The organism is Stenotrophomonas sp. JC08, assembly GCF_052180205.1.
Lineage (GTDB): Bacteria > Pseudomonadota > Gammaproteobacteria > Xanthomonadales > Xanthomonadaceae > Stenotrophomonas.
Window position 1 is genome coordinate 1,953,477 of sequence record NZ_CP197473.1, and the last position, 15,404, is coordinate 1,968,880.

Genomic DNA, 15,404 nt, shown 5'->3' on the forward strand with positions numbered 1-15,404 from the left:
TGGATTCCACCCATGGGGCAATACGTGTTTGCTGACGCCGGAAACGACCATCCCCGCCGTAGCGGGGATGGTCGTTCAGACACAAGGCGGCTGCAGCGCTTACATCTTGGCCTCGGCGCGCTTGCCGACGCGGTAGATCAACCAGCCGACCACGGCCAGCACCGCCAGGCCGATCCACTGCGCGGCCGGCAGCTGCACCGGCACGGCCAGCACGTCGGCCCGCTCGCTGATCACGATCGGGATGGCGATGGCGATACCCATCAGCGCCTCGCCGGTGATCAGGCCGGCGGCGAACAGCACGCCCGGCTTGTGCACGCGGTCGCGGCCGGCCTCGTCATCGGCGCGGATCTTGTGGAAGCGCTCGACCAGATGCGCGATCAGGCCACCGAGGAAGATCGGCACCATCAGCTCCAGCGGCAGGTAGATGCCGATGGCTGCGGCCAGCACCGGCACGCGGAAGCGCTTGCCGGCCTTCTTCAGCCATTCGTCGATGGCGATGATCGCCGCGCCCACCGCCGCACCCATGCCGATGAACAGCCACGGCAGCTCGCCGCCGAACAGACCGCGGGCCACCGAGGCCATCAGGTTGGCCTGCGGCGCGGCCAGCGCGTTGGGATGCTCGGCGGTCGGCGCACCGATGCCGTAGGCGGTGGCCAGCAGGTTCAGCACCGGCGCCATGATCAGCGCGCAGGAGAACGCGCCGATACCCAGCATCAGCTGCTGCTTCCACGGCGTGGCGCCGACGATGTAGCCGGCTTTCAGGTCCTGCAGGTTGTCACCGCCCACGGCCGCGGCGCAGCACACCACCGCACCGATCATGATCGCGGCCACTGCACCCAGCGGTGCGCCACCCACACCCACCTTCTCCAGACCCGAATCACCCAGTAGCACCACCAGCACCGCCGAGGCGAACAGGATGGTGGAGATGGTGATGCCCGAGACCGGGTTGTTGGATGAGCCGATCAGGCCGGCCAGATAGGCCGACACCGACACGAACAGGAAGCCGGCGACGATCATGATCAGGGTCATCGGGATCGACACCAGCCACTGGCCGACGATGGCCTGGTACAGGCCCAGCAGCGGCAGGGTGAAGGCGACCAGCGCGATCAGCATCCACTTCATCGGCAGGTCGCGCTCGGTGTGATCCAGCGCCGGGCCGCTGCTCTTGCGCGCGGCGGCAAAACCGCTCTTGACGCCATTGAGCAGCGACTTGCGCAGCGAGAACAGCGTCCAGATACCGCCGATGAGCATCGCGCCGACGCCCAGATAGCGGATCTTGGCGCCCCAGATGGCGAACGCGGCATCGGCCGAAGACGCGCCGGCGATCTGCGCGGCCAGCGCCGGATCGGTGCCCATGAAGAACGCCTGGTACAGCGGAATGGCGATGTGCCAGGACAGGATGGCGCCGGACACCACCACGATGCCGACGTTCAGGCCGACGATGTAGCCCACGCCCAGCAGCGCTGGCGACAGGTTGGTGCCGATGAAGGCGGTGACCTTGGAGCTGCCGATGTAGGCCGACTGCGCCCAGGTATCCGGGATCAGGCGCATGCCGCTGGCCGCGGCGACCTTGACGCCGGCACCGATCACCGCCGACAGGGCAAGGATCTTCAGGCCCGGGCCGGGATTCTCACCGGCCTTGAGCACTTCGGCCGCGGCCTTGCCTTCGGGGAACGGCAGCGGGTCTTCGACGATCATCGAGCGCCGCAGCGGTACCGAGAACAGCACGCCCAGCAGGCCACCGAGCCCGGCGATGCCCAGCACCCACCAGTATTTGAAGTCCGGCCAGTAGCCCATGATCACCAGCGCCGGGATGGTGAAGATCACACCGGCGGCGATCGACGAGCCGGCCGAGGCGCCGGTCTGGACGATGTTGTTTTCCAGGATGGTGCCGCCGCCGAGCAGGCGCAGCACGCCCATGGAGATGACGGCCGCCGGGATGGCGGTGGCGATGGTCAGGCCTGCGAACAGACCCAGATAGGCATTGGCGGCGGACAGGATCACCGCCAGCACGATGGCAAGCACCACCGCACGGAAAGTGAGCTGCCGAGGCGCAGCGTTGTTCATGGAAAGCCTTTGAATGGCGAAAAAACCGCAGTCAAGCTAACGCCGGCTTAACAGCAAGTCCAGCCGCGACGCGGCAAGAAATGGCATCAGGCACAGCCGGCCACCGCTTTCGGCAAAACCCAGCCTCCCTGCAAGGAAGCCACTGCTGGGTGGCGATCCGCATCGCCGGCAGCGTGATTGCACGTTCAATCCGCCCGGCATCCGGAAACCTCTCCAGCCATGCGCGGTACCTGCGGGAATGCCCGTGCGTGTTCGCCGCACTTGTGGACAGTCAGTGCGAAGCGTCGCCGGACTCGGTCCGTTTCGCGCGACGTATCGCCTCCAGTACCGGCGCCAGTGGCAGCGCCGCCGCAGTACCCCGATGCCCCTGAACGGTGCGCGCGCGGAACAGCGAGTTGACGATGGCCTCTTCCGTCGCCTCGGCGGCGGCCTGGAACAGGGGCGACAGGGCTTCACCGGCGACACTGCGGGCCGGCTGCACCGGCACCTGCGGATCGCGCCGGTTTTCCTTCGCCGTGGAGAAGGCGATGACGTAATCCCCCGAGCCGTTGGACATCACCGAGCCGGTCCGTGCCAGGCCGACCAGCGCCCGCCGCGCCAGACGCTGCAGCTGCGCCGCATCCAGGGGTGCATCGGTGGCGACCACCATCATGATGCTGCCATCGCCCGTGCTCGGTGGCGGCACCGCCAGACTGCGTGCGTGCACGGCCGGGTCCGGCAGCACTTTCCAGACCGGCACCCCGGCAATGGTCAGCTCGCCGCCGTAATTGCTCTGCACCAGCACGCCGACGGTATAGCCACCCTCTTCGGCTGGCAGCTGCCGCGAACTGGTGCCGATGCCGCCCTTCCAGCCAAAGGCGACCGTGCCGGCACCGGCACCCACGGCGCCCTCCTCGACCTCGCCAAAAGATGGCGTGGTCAACGCCTTTTCCACCAGCGCCGGTGTCAGCGGCCGGGCACGGATATCGCTGAGGTAACCGTCGTTGGTTTCGCCCACCAGCGGATTGATCGAACGTACCTGCTCCATGCCCGGCTGGCGCAGCAGCCAGTCCACCGCGGCGTCGGCAACCTTCCAGGTGCTCAGCGTGCCGGTCAGCAGGATCGGGGTTTCCAGCTCCCCGAGTTCCTGCACCTGGGTGATACCGGCTAGCTTGCCGTAGCCGTTGCCAACGACGATCGCGGCCGGCACCCGCTGCCGGTACAGGTTGCCGGTATGCGGCAGGATCGCAGTGACTCCGGTATGCAGGCACGAGCCCTCATGCAACGTAGCGTGGCCGACACCCACCCCGGCCACATCAGTGATCGCATTGCGCGCACCGGTCGGCAGCGTGCCGATCACCACGCCAGCCTCGCGTGCCCGTGGCCGCTGCTCGCTGGCATCGGCGTCCATGCTGACGGCGGCCAGGACAAGTAAAAGGGTGGACGCACGCTTCATCATTCAAGGCACCCTGGTCAGGAAGTTTCAGGCTCCCGGGCCACGGTACAGCAACAAGCACGACACGCCGCAAGAACCCCCGGCACGCAAGGTGCCGGGGTTGCGCCGCCGCTTCAATCCGGCTGGGATGATGTGCTCACGGAGAAGCGGCCGCTTGCGCAGGACGCCCGCCGATATGGCGCGACAGGAACGCCAGCAGTTTCGTGTAGTACTCGCGCTGGTGCGGCTCGGTGTAGAAGCCATGACCTTCGGTGGGGTAATACAGCGACTCCACGGGTACTCCCGCCTTCTTCAGCGCCGCCTCCATCATCCTCGTGTGCTCGACCGGGGCGATCTCATCCTCGCCGCCGGCCGCCAGGAACACCGGCACCTTGATCCGGTCGGCGAAGCGGTTGGGCGAAGCGGCAGCCAGCGCGGTCTGATCCTCTCCCACCCAGTCCCTGGACCAGTTGCCCAAGCTGCGCGCGGTGCGCCGGTCTTCCCGCTGCATCAGCGGCAGGTCATACACGCCAACATAGCCGGCGGCACAGCGGTACAGCTCCTGCTCCCTGGCCACGCCCATCAGGGCGGCATAAGCACCATAACTGGCACCATAGATACAGATGCGGCTGGCATCGGCATGTCCTTCGCGCACCGCCCAGCGGGTGGCATCGGTGAGGTCATCCTGCATCGTACCGCCCCATTGACGGGCACCGGCCTGGCGGAAGGCCCAACCATGGTTGCCCGAGCCGCGATAGTTCACCTGCATCACCGTATAGCCGGCGGCGGCCAGCATCTGCGCATCACGGTTGTATTCCCACTGGTCGAAAATGCCATAGGGACCACCATGCGGCATCAGCACCATCGGCCCGGCACCGCTCCCGCCACGCGCCCGGGTCAGGTAGCCATGGATCACTAGGCCATCGCGCGCAGTGAAACTGAAAGGTTCCACCGTCGCCGCGGTATCCGGGTCGATCCAGCTGCCGCTGGCAACCACGAAATCCAGTTTTTTGGCGGCCACGTCGAATACGTAGTAGTCACCCGGATTGCTGCCCGACCACACTTTCACCATCAGCAGCTGGCCGTCCTTGGTGCTGGAAGTCACCCGTACCGACTGGCCCGGAAACGCCGCCTCCAGGCTGCGGTAAAGACGCGCCTCGGGCACGTTCTCATCGAAGAACATGCTGCGGTGGCGCCCGTCCATCACCAGCGCCCCCAGCGGAATAGCGGTGCCGTTGCGATGGATGATGCTCCACGGATCGGCCCGGGTATCACGCAGCACGGTGGTGCGTTTGTCGCTGGCCGGATCCCACGCCACGATGCTGTCCGGGCCCTTCCCGTCGCCACGCACCCGCAGGTAGGCAATGCTGTTGTCGGCGGAGAAACCCAGCGGCTCATCGATACGGCCATCGGCACTGCCACTGCTGACCAGCCGCCAGTCACTGCCCCGGGCGTCGCGGTAGAAAAGCTTGCTGATGTTGTCCACATCCGAGCCCTGCGCCAGCCGCACTTCACCATTGTTGTCAGTGGTGAAACTCGCCCGTCGCACCGGTGCCGAGGCCAGCGTAGCGCGGCGCCCGCTGACGACATCCAGCCGGTCGGCACGGGTGAACGGCTCGGTCTGCCCCAGCGGCCAGACCGATACCACCACGTTGCGCTCATCGGCCGGCAGCCCGTCCACCAGGAACGCCGCCACGCTTTCCACCTTTTTGGGCTGGATACGCGTCCCCGCCCCTCGTCCCTGCACGCGGAAACCCACCAGAAGGTCGGCCTGTCCGCCATCGGCGTTGACCGCATAGATTTCACCGGTGGGACGTGGCTGGTCCAGCATGCCGAACTTCTCGGCAATGCTGATCAGCACCCGCTCGTCACTCACCCATTCAAACCCGTTCACGTGTGCGTTGCGCGCCGGAACAAAGCTGCCCGACATTCTGTTGCCGTCCCGCGTGAAAATCACCAGCGCGGTCTTGTCTTCGAGCGGCGCTGTGGCAGCGTAATACTTGCCCGTCGGCGACAGGCGGATGTCATTGAAATCGTCCTTGCGGATAAACGCCGCCAGGTCCACCGCCAGCGCATTGCCTGCGAACGTGGACAGCACCAGCACCCACCCCAGCACCACTGCTTTCATAACTTCCCCGTTTCTTCCCGTCCCTGCCGGCGATTCTAGGGCACCGCAGAGGATTTCTGACGGCCTCGCATACAGGACATCAGACCGGCTCGTGACCGCCAGTAATCAGTAAAGCGCGCCTGCCGTGGAGGCTCCGGAAACAGCGGCTCAGGACCCAGCTCCAGGGGGAAGGCCGCAAAACCGCAGGCAAGCTGCAGGAAGTCCGCCAAGGCGGGGGCTGCAACCCGGAATGGCGGGGCCATACCGGCCGGTCTTCGAACGCTCCACTGCATGGAAGCAGGGCAGCGCCCCGCTGTAGCCAGTCATCCCATGGACTGCCGGTTCAAACGACAAGGCCACAACCGCCATCGGCGGATAACGCGTCCCGTGTTTACACAAACTGTCACGGATCATGTATAAGCTGTTTTCCCGATGGAGACAGACACTACAACACGTGGTCTGATCAATACCGGAGCTGATGCTTCTGCTCCGTCCCCCGGGTTTTCAATTCCCCACGCCCATCATCGCCTCGGTTCCGTGCGACTGCTGTCGCTGGACGCGCATGGCCGCGTGCTGGACTGGATCACCTGGCAGGACGCCAGTTGCCTGTACGCGCGCGATGCGGTGGCGTGGACCCTGGGTGATCCCTGCCTGCATGTGCATGGCGGCATCAACCGCGACAGCGGCCTGCGCAGCGGCCTGGATCTGCACCCGATCATCGCTTCGCGCGGGCATGCCCATTCGCGCGCGCTCGACCCCACTCCGAACCTGACCAACACCGCGCTGTTCGCCCGCGACGCACAGCTGTGTCTTTACTGCGGCAAGCATTTCAACCGGCCACATCTGACCCGCGATCACGTCCTGCCGCTCTCCAAAGGCGGGCAGGACAGCTGGGAAAATGTGGTTTCGGCCTGCTTCCAGTGCAACTCGCGCAAGAGCGACCGCACCCCGCAGCAGGCGAACATGCCGCTGCTGGCCGTGCCCTACCGGCCGAGCTGGATCGAGCATCTAATCCTGTCCAACCGCAACATCCTCGCCGACCAGATGGCGTTCCTGAAGGCACAGTTGCCCAAGAGCGCACTGCGCCGCGCCATCTGCTGAACACTGCCAGCCAGCGCTGGCACGTTGCCAGCCACATATTTGCAGCACCGGCAGCACTCCCTACGCCTGCCTTTTTCTGAATCCCGGCTTCAGCTTCGGGGGAATTATCCTCATTCCCCACTCACGCCGTTCGCGCTTTGCTTGCCCCACCCTCGCTGCGGGGCGAAAATGCCGTTTCGCTTGAAACCCGAAGAAAATGATCGACTCTGCCTGCTATCCGCGCCTGTCGCGCATCCAGACTCCTGCTGACCTGCGCCAGTTCGATGAAAGCGAACTGGAGGCGATCGCGGGCGAACTGCGTGCCTACCTGATCGAATCGGTCGGCAAGAGCGGCGGACACTTCGCCGCCGGGCTGGGGGTGATCGAGCTCACCGTCGCCCTCCACTACCTGTTCAACACGCCGGTCGACCAGCTGGTGTGGGATGTCGGCCACCAGACCTATCCGCACAAGATCCTCACCGGCCGCCGCGACAGCATCCACACCGTCAAGCAGAAGGACGGCGTGGCACCGTTTCCGAAGCGCGAGGAAAGTGAATACGACACCTTTGGCGTCGGTCATTCCTCCACCTCGATCTCCGCCGCGCTGGGCATGGCCATTGCCAACCAGGCCCGTGGCGACAGCCGCAAGGCGGTGGCGGTGATCGGCGATGGCGCGATGACTGCCGGCATGGCCTTCGAGGCGCTGGCCCATGCCGGCGGCATGGATGAGGAGCCCAATGTGCTGGTCATCCTCAACGACAACAACATGTCCATCTCCGAAGCCGTCGGCGGGCTGACCAAGATGCTCGGCCGCGCCACCGCCAGCCGCACCTTCAATGCGCTGCGCGAGGGCGGCAAGAAGATCCTCGGCGACAAGCGCAGCAGCCCGCCGGCACGCTTTGTCAAACGCTGGGAAGAACAGTGGAAAGGCATGTTCGTGCCCTCCACCGCGTTCGAGCAGATGGGCTTCCATTACACCGGCCCGATCGATGGTCACGACCTGCCCCTGCTGCTGTCCACGCTCAAGCGCCTGAAGGATGCCAAGGGCCCGCAGCTGCTGCACATCATGACCACCAAGGGCAAGGGCTACGAGCCGGCTGAAGGCGACCAGATCGGCTACCACGCCGTGGGGCCGTTTGATCCGTCCAAGGGCCTGCCGGCCAAGTCCGCACCAAAAAAACCGACCTACACCGATGTCTTCAGCGACTGGCTGTGCGATGCCGCCGCCGCCGAGCCGCTGTTGATGGGCATCACCCCGGCCATGCGCGAGGGCTCGGGTCTGGTGCGTTTTTCCAAGGAATATCCCAGCCGCTATTTCGATGTCGCCATTGCCGAGCAGCATGCCGTGACCCTGGCTGCCGGCATGGCTACCCAGGGCGCCAAGCCGGTGGTGGCGATCTACTCCACCTTCCTGCAGCGCGCCTATGACCAGCTCGTGCACGACGTGGCGACCCAGAACCTGGATGTGCTGTTTGCCATCGACCGTGCCGGCGTGGTCGGTCCGGACGGCGCCACCCACGCCGGCAACCTGGACCTGAGCTACCTGCGCTGCGTGCCCAACATGGTGGTGATGGCCCCGGCCGACGAGGCCGAGTGCCGCCAGATGCTCTCCACCGGTCTGGAATTCAAGGGTCCGGCCGCGGTGCGCTATCCGCGCGGTTCGGGTACCGGCGTGGCTGCCGGCACCGATCTGTCGACGCTGGAGATCGGCAAGGCGCAGCTGCGCGTGAGCGGCCGCAAGCTGGCCATCCTGGCCTTTGGCGCCTGTGTGCCGGCAGCGGAAACCATCGGCCGCGAACTGGGCCTGAGCGTGGTCAACATGCGCTTCATCAAGCCGCTGGACCGCGCCATGGTGCTGGAGCTGGCCGCCAGCCACGAGGGCTTCGTCACCGTGGAGGACAACGTGGTGGCCGGCGGCGCCGGCTCGGCGGTGGCCGAGCTGCTCAATGCCGAAGGCGTGCTGCGCCCGGTACTGCACCTGGGCCTGCCCGATGCCTACCAGCACCACGCCAGCCGCGAGGACCTGCTGGCCGAAGCCGGCATCGACGCCGCCGGCATCCGCAACACCATCCTCAAGCGCTGGCCGGAACTGGCCACTGTGCCTGCACTCAGCGCGCTGGGGTGATCGACACGCCTGCCTTCCGGGCGGAAGCCGGCAGGAAGCAGGAACAGGTGCCCTGTGCCGACAGAGGCAGGGCATGGCTTGCAACGTAAGGAAACGACCCGCATGGCAAGGCTGTACAGCTACTCCCCGACGCGGCATCAGGCCGTCACCCTGATCAGCGACCGCGACAGTGACAACCCGCTGGATATCCTGGCCGCCTTCCAGGGCCTGGCCGAACATACCTTCCTGATCGACGAGACACAGCTGGAGCGCGTGCGCGCACAGTTGGCAGCTCCCCAGTCGGCCGATACCGTCTGGGGACTGGACCCGACCGATGCAGTGCTCAGCCACCTTGGTGTCCACCCGGATGTGGACCCGCAGCAGGTTTGGCTGCATGTCCGCCCGCCCTACACGATCGGCCACGCGCAGGCGCTGCACCTGTTTGGCCTGGCCTGACCAGGCCCGGACAGCATCACCCGCGCAGACTGGCCTCGGCCAGGCGCGCCCCGGCCCAGACCGCGGACAGACCTCCGGCAATGCTGACGGCCAGATACAGCACGGCCAGGCCTGGGCGGGCGTGGCGTGCAAGCAGCAACAGCTCCACCATCAGGCTGGAAAAGGTAGTCAAACCACCCAGAAAGCCAACCACCAGCAGCGCACGCAGCAGCGTCGCCTGGGGATGGCCCTGCAGCCGGACCAATAGATAGCCGGCCGCCAGCGCACCGGCAATGTTCACCGCCAACGTGGCCCAGGGGAATCCCGCCTGCAGCTGGCGCAGCAGCGCGGCTCCCACCCACCAGCGCAGGCCGGCACCGAGCGCGCCACCGAGCATGACCCACAGCAGGGTGATGCCTGCCCCTGGAGAACCGACCGGCATCATTGCCCCCGTGGTTTCCCGTCCTGTGCCGCCTGATGCTGGCGGGCCTGCAGGCGCTGCTCGCGCAGGCGGTCGAGTTTTTCCTTGAGCTTGATTTCCATCCCGCGCGCCACCGGCTGGTAATAGATCTTCTCGTCCAGCGCATCGGGCAGGGCGGTCTGTTCCAACGCCACCCCGCCGGCAACATCGTGGTCGTACTGGTAGCCGGCACCATAGCCGAGCTGGCTCATCAAGCGGGTCGGCGCATTGCGCAGGTGCATCGGCACCGGCAGGCTGCCATGCGCCTGCACGTCCGCCCGCGCCGCCTTCAGGGCGATGTAACTGGCATTGGACTTGGCCGTGCTGGCCAGATAGATGGCCAGATTGGACAGCGCGATATGGGCTTCAGGCGGACCTATCCGCTCAAATGCATTCCAGACGTTGAGCGCCATCTCCAGCGCGCGCGGATCGGCCAGGCCGATATCCTCCACCGCCATGATCGTCATCCGGCGCAGCAGATACGATGGATCGCAGCCGCCATCGAGCATCCGCGCCAACCAGTAGATCGCACCATCGGGATTGGAGCTGCGCACGGATTTGTGCAATGCCGAGATCTGGTCATAGAACTGCTCGCCACTTTTGTCGAACCGGCGCGTACGGTCGGCCAGTACCTGCAGCAGGGTCGCCTCGGTGATCTGCCCACCCTCGCCCACCGCCAGTTCGGCAGCAATTTCCAGCAGGGTCAGTGCACGACGCACATCACCATCGGCCGCCCGCGCAATTTCCAGCAACAGCGCCGGCTCGACCTGGATGTGCATATCCCCCAAGCCGCGGGTGCTGTCCTGCAGCGCCCGGTTCAAGGCCACCACCACGTCCTCCGGCGACACCGCCTCCAGCACATGCACGCGGCAACGCGAAAGCAGCGCCGAGTTGAGTTCGAAGGACGGGTTTTCGGTGGTCGCACCGACAAAGATGATCGTGCCGCGCTCGATATGCGGCAGGAAGGCATCCTGCTGGCTCTTGTTGAAGCGGTGATCTAGGTCTCCCATGTTGTTATGAAAATAGTACATTGCGGTCAGCTAGTTATATCTGTGACGTGATGTTGCTTCCTTACCCTTCTAACCTCTCCGAGGACATCACCGGCCGCGTGATGGACCTGATGTCGCCGCTCGGCAAGGGCCAGCGCGCCCTGATCGTCTCGCCGCCCAAGGCCGGCAAGACCATGCTGATGCAGAACGTGGCCCAGGCCATCATCCACAACCACCCGGACGTGCACCTGATCGTGCTGCTCATCGACGAGCGGCCCGAAGAAGTGACCGAGATGCAGCGCACCGTGCGCGGCGAAGTCATCTCGTCGACCTTCGACGAGCCGGCCGCGCGCCACGTGCAGGTCGCCGAGATGGTGATCGAGCGCGCCAAGCGCCTGGTCGAGCACAAGAAGGACGTGGTGATCATGCTCGACTCGATCACCCGCCTGGCCCGCACCTACAACACCGCGGTGCCCAGCTCCGGCAAGGTGCTCACCGGCGGCGTGGACGCCAACGCCCTGCACCGCCCGAAGCGCTTCTTCGGCGCGGCCCGCAACGTCGAGGAAGGTGGCTCGCTCACCATCATCGCCACCGCGCTGGTGGAAACCGGCTCGAAGATGGACGAGGTGATCTACGAAGAGTTCAAGGGCACGGGCAACAGCGAAGTGCACCTGGACCGCCGCATCGCCGAGAAGCGCGTCTACCCGGCCATCAACATCAACCGCTCCGGCACCCGCCGCGAAGAGCTGCTGATCGAGCCGGACATGCTGCAGAAGATCTGGATCCTGCGGAAGCTGCTGCACCCGATGGACGAGCTGGCCGCGATGGAGTTCCTGCTCGACAAGATGAAGAACACCAAGTCCAACGACGAATTTTTCTCATATATGAAACGTTGACCCCGAGGATATCCTACCCCTGAGGTAGGCCTGAAAGCCCTGTTGGTGCCTTGATTTCCCGAGGCTGCTCAACCAGAAGGGCTTTTCTTCGCCTAATTCCCAGTCATCTGGACAACTAGGCGCGCGCTCGCCCATGGTCCGCCGCAGGGGATTTGCGCGCGGCGAGGCGTCGGCACGGGTCAGCTCGACATCACGGGACGACGGCATAAAGATTTTGATTGCCTTCACACCGGCTGCTTGTTAGAAAACCCCCATATCTATGCACAGGAACGGCGATAGTGATCAAGACTGATCCGGCGTCTCGCTGGAGCGTTTTCAGCGGGGCGGCCAGGACGCTGCGCTGCGCTCTGGCACTGATAGTGCTGAACCTCGCCATGCTCGTACCGGTGGCGTCCGCCCAAGACAACCCCGGTTGCACCAGTGCTGCCTGTGTGTCGGCGGGCCCACGCCTGGTGGAGGTCAACGCCAACCAGAGCATCGTCCTCAACACCCTCTTCCAGGCCTTGCTGCCCGGCACTGCGGTCAACCTGACCGTCGCCGACTGGAACGCCCTGGCCGGCGCCGACGTCAACCTCAACGCCCTGATCCTTCAGCTCGGGACCGACCTGGGCGTCGATCCGTCGCAGGTATTGAACACCGACATCACCTTGGCGCAGTTCAAGGCTGCCCTGGTGAATGTCCTGGCGGCCGACGGCCAAACGGCGGCCGCCAACGTCCTTCAGGTCCTGCCGTTGAACGTCCCCGGTTTGGAAAACTCGACCATCCGGCTCGCCGACCTGCTGCAGGTCAATTTCCCGCAAGGCTCCCTCGCCGGCATCGACCTTGACCTGCTGGACCTGCTGACCGGCGCAGTGCAGCTGTTCAATTTCGACAACATCGCCACCACGCCGACCCCGGTCACCGTGGATACCGCAGGGCTGTTACTGCCCGGGGTCGCGAACGTGCAGCTTTATGCACAGGTCGTGGAGCCGCCGGTCTACGTGTGCGGCCCGGAAGGCACGCAATTCTATTCCAGTGCCGTGCGCCTGAAACTCAACGCCGACGCACTCAACGGTTGGAACCTTCAGCCGGTGCTAGACGCAATAAACACGCTTGGCCTCGGCTTGACCAATGTCTCGCTCACCCAAAGCGTGCTCAAGGTGCAGGTGTATGCCGATGTCGCACGCGCCGAGGGCGCGATCACCAGCATCGATGCCATTGCCGGGATCGTTGGGCTCGAGGTGAGGCCAGGAGTCGCCGGCCTGTACGTGGGCACCATCCAGGACAGCATCTTTTGGAACCGCAGCCAGGTCATCACGCCGGCGGTCGTGGATCCGGTGGCGCTGTCCACGCTCGACCTCACGTTCAACGTCAGCATTCTGGGGCCTGGCTTGGTCAACGTGGAGGTGCCGCTCTACGTCACCGCCGAAGCTGCGGCCACCGGGGCACCGGAGCTCATCACCACCACTGTCTCGGCGCCATTTCCAAAGACCTTAACGCTAAGCAGTGGCACGGTCAGCGTCGGCACCCTGCTCACCGACCTGCTCAATAACCTGGACATCAACGTCGCCTCCGGCAATATCACGGCGACACTGCTGGGCCTGCCGATCACGGTGCCGTCTCAGGTGCTGTCGATCGTCAACAGCATCGTTACCGTGGTCGAGAGCGTCCTTCAGGGCCAGGTGACGACGGTGCTGGGCGCGGCTCTGGGTCTGCTGCTGGGCGACGTGGTCGACCCCTTGCTGGGCCTGCTCGGCATCAGCATCGGCAACGCGGTGTTCACCGTCGAAGGCATCGCCGAGTCCTGCGCGGCGATGCTTTCGCTGGTGAAGGACCTGCTGCCGGCCGATGACCCTGGCAGGTTCAACCTCAGCATCAGCCAAGAAGCGGCCGTCGTGGCCTCGGCCACCGACGTCGGCGATGGTGGCGGCACCACCCCTTACGCCAGCACCCCGGGGCTGAGCTACACCTTCGCGGAGGCGGCCGGCACCGGCACTGACCTCACGCCGTACGAAACCAGCTGGGCTTGCGTGGACCAGGATGGAAGCGCCGTCTCCACCGGCAGCGGGGCCAGCTTCAGCATCGAGGCGCCGGCACTGGCCGCCACGCCGCAGGCGATCATCTGCACCCTGGCCAACCGCCTGCGCACCGCCGACGTCGCCGTGACCAAGACCGACGGTTCGGCGACCTACGCCCCAGGTGGAACCACCACCTACACCATCACCGTCACCAACACCGGTGTCGACGCCGTGACCGGCGCCACCGTGACCGACAACCTGCCCGCTGGCGCCTCGCTTTCGGCCCCCTGGAGTTGCACGGCCGTCTCTGGCAGCTGCAACGCCGCCACCGGCGGCACGGTCGGAGACCAGACCCTCAGCCTCATGGTCGACCTGGAGCCTGACGGAACCGCCACTATCACTGTACCGGTCACATTCTCGACTGACCCGGGCGCGTATTGATCACCCTACCCTTCGTTTAAGCCGGTCAAACAGGAGCTCGCGATGAGTTACTACACAAACCCCCAATCCGTCCCCCCGCCGGACGGCACCATCAGCCGGAGCAGCATCAAGGGACTTGCCCGCGTCCTCGGCGCCGCCGTGCTTCTGTCCGCCAGCAGCTTGGTGGGCGCACAGACCTATCCCACTGACGTGGCCAACACCGTCACCGTCACGGTGCCGGGAACCGTGGTTGACCCAACCCCGGGCAACAACACGGCAACCGATACCAACACCCTGAGCGCGTCCGCGGATCTGGTGATCACCAAGACCCGCACCAGCGACTCGCCGGCCCTCGCGGGCTCAACCGTGACCTACAACATCGTGGTCTCCAACGACGGCCCGTCCACTGCTTTCGGAGCCACTATCGCCGACACCGTGCCGACCCAGCTCGGCGGCGTGACCTGGACCTGTACCGCCTCGGGTACCTCGTCCTGCGGCACGGCCAGCGGTTCCGGCGACATCAGCCTGCTCGCCAACGTCGTGCCGGGCGCCGGCAACACCATCACGATCGCCGTCACCGGCACAGCCCCGACCAGCGGTACCATCGATGCGAACACCGCGACGGTGACCCCGGGCACGGGCACCACCGACCCAGACGAAACCGACAACGCTAGCACCAGCCCGGCCATCCCGGTCACCGCTGTGGCCGATCTGAGCATGGCCAAGACGCTGACCTCGGCAACGCCGGTCCGCCCGCTCTCCACCGTCACCTACGAACTGGTCGTTTCCAACGCCGGGCCGTCGGCGGCCGTCGGGGCGATGATCGTGGACAACGTGCCGGCCGAGCTGACCGACGTCACCTGGACCTGTTCCGCGGGTGCCGGCTCGAGCTGTGGCAGCGCCAGCGGCAGTGGCAACGCCATCAGCCTGACCGCCGACATCCCCTCGGGCAGCAACGTCACGATCACGGTCACCGGTACGGCACCGGCCAGCGGAACCATTGGCGCCAACACCGCCACGGTCAGCCCGCCTGACGGCACCACCGATCCGGATCCGGGCGACGACAGCGACACCGTCAACCAGATCGACTTGACGCCGCTGCAGGCCGACATCGCGGTCACCAAGTCCGACGGTGCGAGCACCTACACCCCGGGCGGGACGGCGAGCTACACCATCACTGTGACCAATGCCGCGGGTCCGGATGCCATCACCGGCATCAGCGTCAGCGACACGCTGCCGCCCGGCGTGACCCTGTCGGGTGCCTGGAGCTGCTCCGCCAGCGCCGCCAGCGCCGGCAGCGCCTGCTCGGCCGCCAGCGGTGGCAGCGCGGGCGACTCCGCCATCAGCCTCACGGTCGATCTGGATGTCGGCGGCACCGTGACGATCACCGTCCCGGTCAGCTTCTCCGCCGACCCGGCCGCCTACTGACGGCCCA

Annotated in this window: 9 protein-coding genes and 2 pseudogenes; 6 read left to right on the plus strand and 5 right to left on the minus strand. The window is 65.8% G+C overall.

What is annotated here, in order from left to right; all coding sequences use genetic code 11:
• Positions 1–99: 99 nt before the first annotated feature.
• From ACSBPQ_RS08920 to ACSBPQ_RS08930, 3 genes are all read right to left on the minus strand, one after another.
• Positions 100–2,067: an OPT family oligopeptide transporter gene (locus ACSBPQ_RS08920; RefSeq protein ID WP_442681842.1), complete on the minus strand. Its 1,968-nt coding sequence runs from the start codon at positions 2,065–2,067 to the stop codon at positions 100–102.
• 271 nt (positions 2,068–2,338) lie between these two features.
• On the minus strand, positions 2,339–3,505 hold the full coding sequence (locus ACSBPQ_RS08925) for a DmpA family aminopeptidase (RefSeq protein WP_442681843.1): 1,167 nt from the start codon (positions 3,503–3,505) through the stop codon (positions 2,339–2,341).
• A 133-nt stretch (positions 3,506–3,638) separates the two neighbouring features.
• Positions 3,639–5,609: an alpha/beta hydrolase family protein gene (locus tag ACSBPQ_RS08930; RefSeq protein ID WP_442681844.1), complete on the minus strand. Its 1,971-nt coding sequence runs from the start codon at positions 5,607–5,609 to the stop codon at positions 3,639–3,641.
• Between the two features lie 411 nt (positions 5,610–6,020).
• Here ACSBPQ_RS08930 and ACSBPQ_RS08935 point away from each other — a divergent pair, with 411 nt between their 5' ends.
• The 3 genes from ACSBPQ_RS08935 to ACSBPQ_RS08945 all read left to right on the plus strand — a co-directional run bounded on the left by ACSBPQ_RS08935 (position 6,021) and on the right by ACSBPQ_RS08945 (position 9,228).
• A complete protein-coding gene (locus ACSBPQ_RS08935) occupies positions 6,021–6,689 on the plus strand; it encodes an HNH endonuclease (protein ID WP_442681845.1) in 669 nt (222 codons plus the stop codon).
• A gap of 196 nt (positions 6,690–6,885) precedes the next feature.
• The gene (dxs, locus tag ACSBPQ_RS08940; protein WP_442681846.1) at positions 6,886–8,793 is read left to right on the plus strand and encodes a 1-deoxy-D-xylulose-5-phosphate synthase; all 1,908 of its coding nucleotides are present in this window, start codon (positions 6,886–6,888) and stop codon (positions 8,791–8,793) included.
• A gap of 102 nt (positions 8,794–8,895) precedes the next feature.
• Positions 8,896–9,228, plus strand: a complete 333-nt coding sequence (locus ACSBPQ_RS08945) for a hypothetical protein (RefSeq protein ID WP_182622943.1) — start codon at positions 8,896–8,898, stop codon at positions 9,226–9,228.
• A gap of 16 nt (positions 9,229–9,244) precedes the next feature.
• Here ACSBPQ_RS08945 and crcB read toward each other — a convergent pair whose 3' ends face one another.
• Positions 9,245–9,652 carry a fluoride efflux transporter CrcB gene (gene crcB, locus ACSBPQ_RS08950; RefSeq protein WP_425505578.1) on the minus strand — a complete coding sequence of 136 codons (408 nt, stop codon included), beginning with the start codon at positions 9,650–9,652 and terminating at the stop codon, positions 9,245–9,247.
• Positions 9,649–10,662, minus strand: a pseudogene (locus ACSBPQ_RS08955) (replication-associated recombination protein A); the annotation flags it as partial. The gene crcB and the pseudogene ACSBPQ_RS08955, both read right to left, overlap by 4 nt.
• 92 nt (positions 10,663–10,754) lie before the next feature.
• On the opposite strand from ACSBPQ_RS08955, the pseudogene rho reads away from it, so the two are divergent.
• From rho to ACSBPQ_RS08970, 3 genes and pseudogenes are all read left to right on the plus strand, one after another.
• A pseudogene (gene rho, locus ACSBPQ_RS08960) lies at positions 10,755–11,552 on the plus strand (transcription termination factor Rho); the annotation flags it as partial.
• Positions 11,553–11,830: 278 nt separating this feature from the next.
• Entirely contained in the window at positions 11,831–13,990 is a 2,160-nt protein-coding gene (locus ACSBPQ_RS08965) for a hypothetical protein (RefSeq protein WP_442681847.1), read from the plus strand.
• A 42-nt stretch (positions 13,991–14,032) separates the two neighbouring features.
• On the plus strand, positions 14,033–15,397 hold the full coding sequence (locus ACSBPQ_RS08970; RefSeq protein WP_442681848.1) for a DUF7933 domain-containing protein: 1,365 nt from the start codon (positions 14,033–14,035) through the stop codon (positions 15,395–15,397).
• Positions 15,398–15,404: the final 7 nt, after the last annotated feature.